Source organism: Vibrio sp. S234-5 (genome assembly GCF_000960595.1).
Classification (GTDB): Bacteria; Pseudomonadota; Gammaproteobacteria; order Enterobacterales; family Vibrionaceae; genus Vibrio.
This window is the reverse complement of the sequence record NZ_JZAM01000012.1, coordinates 1-4,749: the sequence shown is the minus strand read 5'-3', so window position 1 is coordinate 4,749 and position 4,749 is coordinate 1. Positions and strand designations below refer to the sequence as shown.

At 41.2% G+C, this 4,749-nt stretch carries 3 protein-coding genes and 2 pseudogenes; all 5 read left to right on the top strand.

All coding sequences use genetic code 11. The annotated features are described in order from the left end of the window. Positions 1-263 (top strand): hypothetical protein (locus UF06_RS27115; RefSeq protein WP_206778248.1); only part of this gene is annotated, 263 nt, incomplete at its 5' end. Positions 264-954: 691 nt separating this feature from the next. Further along, positions 955-1,011, top strand: a pseudogene (locus UF06_RS27295) (DUF645 family protein); the annotation flags it as partial. A gap of 258 nt (positions 1,012-1,269) precedes the next feature. After that, entirely contained in the window at positions 1,270-1,560 is a 291-nt protein-coding gene (locus tag UF06_RS00040; protein WP_045568609.1) for a hypothetical protein, read from the top strand. Positions 1,561-1,616: 56 nt separating this feature from the next. Then, positions 1,617-2,513 carry a hypothetical protein gene (locus UF06_RS00035; protein ID WP_139046221.1) on the top strand — a complete coding sequence of 299 codons (897 nt, stop codon included), beginning with the start codon at positions 1,617-1,619 and terminating at the stop codon, positions 2,511-2,513. Positions 2,514-4,381: 1,868 nt separating this feature from the next. Further along, positions 4,382-4,749 (top strand): annotated as a pseudogene (locus tag UF06_RS00030) (transposase); the annotation flags it as partial.

Below are 4,749 nucleotides of genomic sequence, written 5' to 3'. Positions count from 1 at the left end.
CGACCAATAATGGAAAGGGCCGCGTATTCCAAAGCGATGGTAAAGAAGTGAAGTTGACATTAACTGGCTATTTTTGGCGATATGGTATCAGAAAAGCCATTCAGGTATCGATTTTCCGGATGAACCACAAAGTTAAGCGGCAAATACCCGAGTGTATTACAAGCTCGGCATTCAATCCGATGGTTTGCTATCTGGATGTAACAGGGGCTAGTGCCGATTGGCGTAGCGATGAAACGGCGAACCTTACCTCCTTTTTTTTATGACATCACGACTACGACATGATGGACATTTAATATGAGGATTGTGTGCTACGTGAAAGATGGTCGCGTCACCATCAAACTCTGTAGAGCAATAATGGAAAGGGCCGCGTATTCCAAAGCGATGGTAAAGAAGTGAAGTTGACATTAACTGGCTATTTTTGGCGATATGGTATCAGAAAAGCCATTCAGGTATCGATTTTCCGGATGAACCGAAATTTGTTGTTAAATGCTCAGAGTTTAAAGTTTACTTCACCAAATGGTGTTGTTAAATACTGTTCAGTCGGACATGGTCGTACAGTAACTGTGAAGCCCTGAGCTTTGGTTGAAAAACATGCATAACAAAGCGTTTAAGAGGGATTTGGCACGCGTGGCATTTTCAGTTTGCGTTGAGTTCGGTGATTACGGCACTGTGCGGTAGCTTCTGTATTGCGTGCCTGCACCCCTTAACGCGGCGTTAGCTTCTTAAAGCAAAAACCATCAAAATCTGGGTTTAATTGTCCTGAAAATTCAGACTTTAGCGTTCAAATTGCACAATTTGGCTTTTGGGCTTTTTCTTGATGCTGATTTGGTCGAACGTGTTGAAAGTTCAGTGGTTTCAAAGTCACTGAAAACTAGCAAGCCTCGATGCTTCAATGTTGTTGGATGCTCCACGCGGAAAGTTTGGTTTCACAAAGGCTGCATCATCGCTGAAAGTATGCTTTCTTTGTCGCGGACTCTTAACCGTGACCAACTTAGCCTTGACCGTTTTGAGTTTTGGCAGCCAACTTCACAGCTTTTGGCGTTGGACGTGTGTTTGTGTGATGCTTCTGCGTAAAATAATTTTCAAGCAAATGTGTTTAAAAATCATTGCTAAACAATCGGCTACGAAGCTAACAAACGCCTCAAGAGGGACTGTCAACGCGTAGCGTTTCCAGTCCCATTGAGCCGCGGTGGTTGCAGTTGTTGTGTTTGAGTTTAGTGGTAATGCGTTGCCAGCCCCTTAGGCGGGCGTTAACTGTCTGGGAGGAATATGAATATAAAAACAGATTATCCGAGAATCTCTAACTTGCCAAAAGAGCACCTTAGAGAGCTGTGGTTGGTTTCAAGTGATGAAGATTTTGACCAATTAATAAACAATAGTAATGGGAAAGAAATTGCTCGTGTCTTTTCTGTATTGGATGAAGTAAGTTTACGCCGCTTTTTTTCCGTCGCTAAACCGGCAACGATAGAAAAGGTCTTTTCTACTATTCCCCCGAGGAATATAAATAAATATTTGTTCATGCTATCTAACGAGAATATCAAAAGATCTTCTCTGCCCTAAGTCCTGATACTCAAGGTGTAGTGCTTAAGTCTGTGTAGGAAAGTCAGCGGAACCGATTGTTAAAATTATTGCCTCATAATATGAGACTTCAATGGAAGGATTATATTCAACAGGAACTAAATTTAGACTCAGAGTACAATCATCTGTTGAATAGTAATATTGAAAACTCAATTGAGTTTGAGGCATTGCAAAGGCTTAAACGCATTGAGCAACAAATTGAATATCGAGAGCAGCATCATGAAATAAAAGTGGAACAACAATCAAAACAACTAGAAGCAATACAGCAACAGATTGTTGAAGCAGAAAAGCACTTACATCAACAACAAGTACAGTCAAAGCGAAAGGCTCAAGAGCTAAGCAATCGTGAAAAAGAAATATCAAGAAGGCTCGCTGAACTCCAACTAGAGCATGATAAAAAGATACAAGAACGCATTGATATTAAGGTTCCGGAGTATGTTTCTGATGCTATTGATATCCTGGATGAAAAAGCGCAAGAATTTCAGTTGGAGGCTAAAGCGTGGAACGAGCGTGGAACTTCAGCTTTAAAATGGTCAATTGGTGCAGCTATTGCTGCTCTGGCTTATGGGGCTTACTCGTTTAACGTAGCATCAAAAGAAAACATTGACTGGCTATTTTTCATTTACCTTATCCTCAAAGGGTTGATTGTAATTGGTTTGTTAGGTGCATTTGCTAAGCATTGCTTTAATCAAGGTAATGCCCATTTACATGAAGCACTTAAACGAAGTGACCGTGTTCATGCTATTCGGTTTGGAAAACTATACTTGGAAATCTATGGGAATAATGTTGATAAAGAAGATATGAAGTCTATCTTTGAGAACTGGAACTTTGACAGTGATAGTGCATTTACCAAGATTCCTTCACCAAATTTTGACCCCAAAGCATTTGAGCATATGAAAAGTATTTTCGAGAAAAGTAGTCCCAATAAGGCATAGTGACTAGCCAGTTAACAAAGCATTTAAGAGTGATTCCCAACGCTCAGCATTTTTCATTCCATCCTTGGGTTTGGTGTTTACGGTGGTATGGTTTAGTTTAGTGGCAGCGTTGCTCACACCTTAATGCGGCGTTATGCAACTCAGGTAAATTTAGGGGCTCAATCTTTTGGGATTTCTCTGGCCATTCGTTTTGTGTTGTCGGCAAATGATCTTTTCTATCCTCAAATTCGCGGTTAACTCAAGCCGTAAAACAGGCAAATTTCTTTGCTTGCCTCAATTGGTTTTAGCGTTTGTACGTGGTCAATTTAGTGAGCGCAAAGTGTGGAAAGGGCAAGTTAATCGAGAATTTCGAGTTCGCTGAATATTTTGCTCGTTGAGTTTTTCAGATTCAAAAGCTTGGTTTGTTGCTGAAAGGTGGACTTTGTTTTGGTGGCTTATTTATCACGGTTCAGGCTTGGGTTGATTCTTGGTTCACTTAACCAACATTTTGATTGTTTTCTTAATCAAATGTAGTGTAACTTCTGGTTTATCTTATTGAATTTGCATAACAAAGCATTTAAGACGGATTCGCAACGCTTGGCGGTTTTAGTGTAAATTCAGTTTTTGCGTTTTAAGTGGTTTGTCGAAGCATTGGTGTTTAGCGTCGCTCACCACTTAATGCGGCGTTATGCAACTCAGGTAAATTTAGAAGTTCAATCTTTTGGGATTTCTCTGGCCATTCGTTTTGTATTGTCGGCAAATGAGCATTTTTATCCTAAAATTCTTGGTTCACTCAAGCCGTAAAACAGACAAGGTTCTTTGTTTGCCTCAATGAGTTTTGGTGCTGTTTTGTTGTCAATTCAGCGTGCGCAAAGTGTGGAAATGGCAAGTTTATCGAGCATTTTTTAGTTGCTGAAGTTTTCGCTCGTTGAGTTTTCCTGATTCAAAAGCTTGGTTTGTTGTTGAAAGGTGGGCTTTGTTTTGGCAGCTCATTTATCACAGTTCTTGCTTGGGTTGATTCTTGAATCACTCAACCATTGCAATTGTGGCTTTTGGTCGAGTAAAGTCAGTTTATCTTATTGAATTTGCATAACAAACGGCTCAAGAGGGATTGCCAACGCGTGGCGACTTTAGTGCAAAATTGCAGTTCAGTGTTTACGGTGTGTTTTTTGAGTTCGGCGGTGCGTCGTCAACCCCTTAGCCGGGCGTTAGGCAAAGTGAGTTTTTATCAGCTAAATCGAGTTTGAATTGAACGGTAAATTCCATGTTTTCTGGCTTAAGTTAAGCAATAAATAATCATCACGTATTTGTTGTTTCTTGATCGCGTTGGGTTGCTTTTCGTTGTGAGTTTAGCGGCAAAATAACCTTCAGCATCCAAACGTCCGCCGAGCATGCTACGCTCGTCACTTTTCTTCCAAATCGCTCAATTTGAGTTTTTTTGTTTCTTTGCTGATTTAGCATTTTGGTTTATAAATGAGTCGGTTAGTTTGTTTCAAGTTTGCAAAAAAGCTCGTCCTTTGGTTTTGAAAGTCTCGGTGTCAATCTGTTGGCCTAACAAACGGCTCAAGAGGGATTGCCAACGCGTGGCGGCTTTGGTGCAAAATTGAATTTCAGTGTTTACAGTGTGTTTTTTGAGTCCGGTGGTGCGTTGTCAACCCCTTAGCCGGGCGTTAGGCAACATGAGTTTTTATCAGCTAAATCGAGTTGGAATTGAACGGTGAATTCAAGGTTTTCTGGCTTAAGTTAGGTAATAAATAGTCATCACATATTTGTTGTTTCTTGATCGCGTGGGTTGTTTAGCGTTATGAATAGAAGTGGCCCCCGATTTTCGGACATGACTTTAAGTGGTCGATCTGTTTTGATAGTACCCAACAATACAGGGACAGATTATGACTAGAAAACGTAGAAACCACTCTCCTGAGTTTAAAGCTAAGGTGGCACTCGATGCCGCTAAAGGCGATAAAACCGTCGCTGAGTTAGCTCAGAAATACAACCTGCACGCTAACCAAATCTCGACATGGAAAAAGGAGCTGCTTGAAAACGCAGCCATGATTTTTGCCACCGAAAATCACACAGGAAAAGAGAATTCCGAAGAAGTGGACAAACTTCACGCCAAGATCGGTCAATTGACCATGGAAAATGATTTGTTGGCCTAAGTGCGCGGCCGTGAGGCCGAGCCCAGCGAAAGAGTTTGCTGGTTGAAGCCACCCCAGTGCCGATAAAGCGCCAGTGTGAGCTGCTCAATATTGCTCGCTCT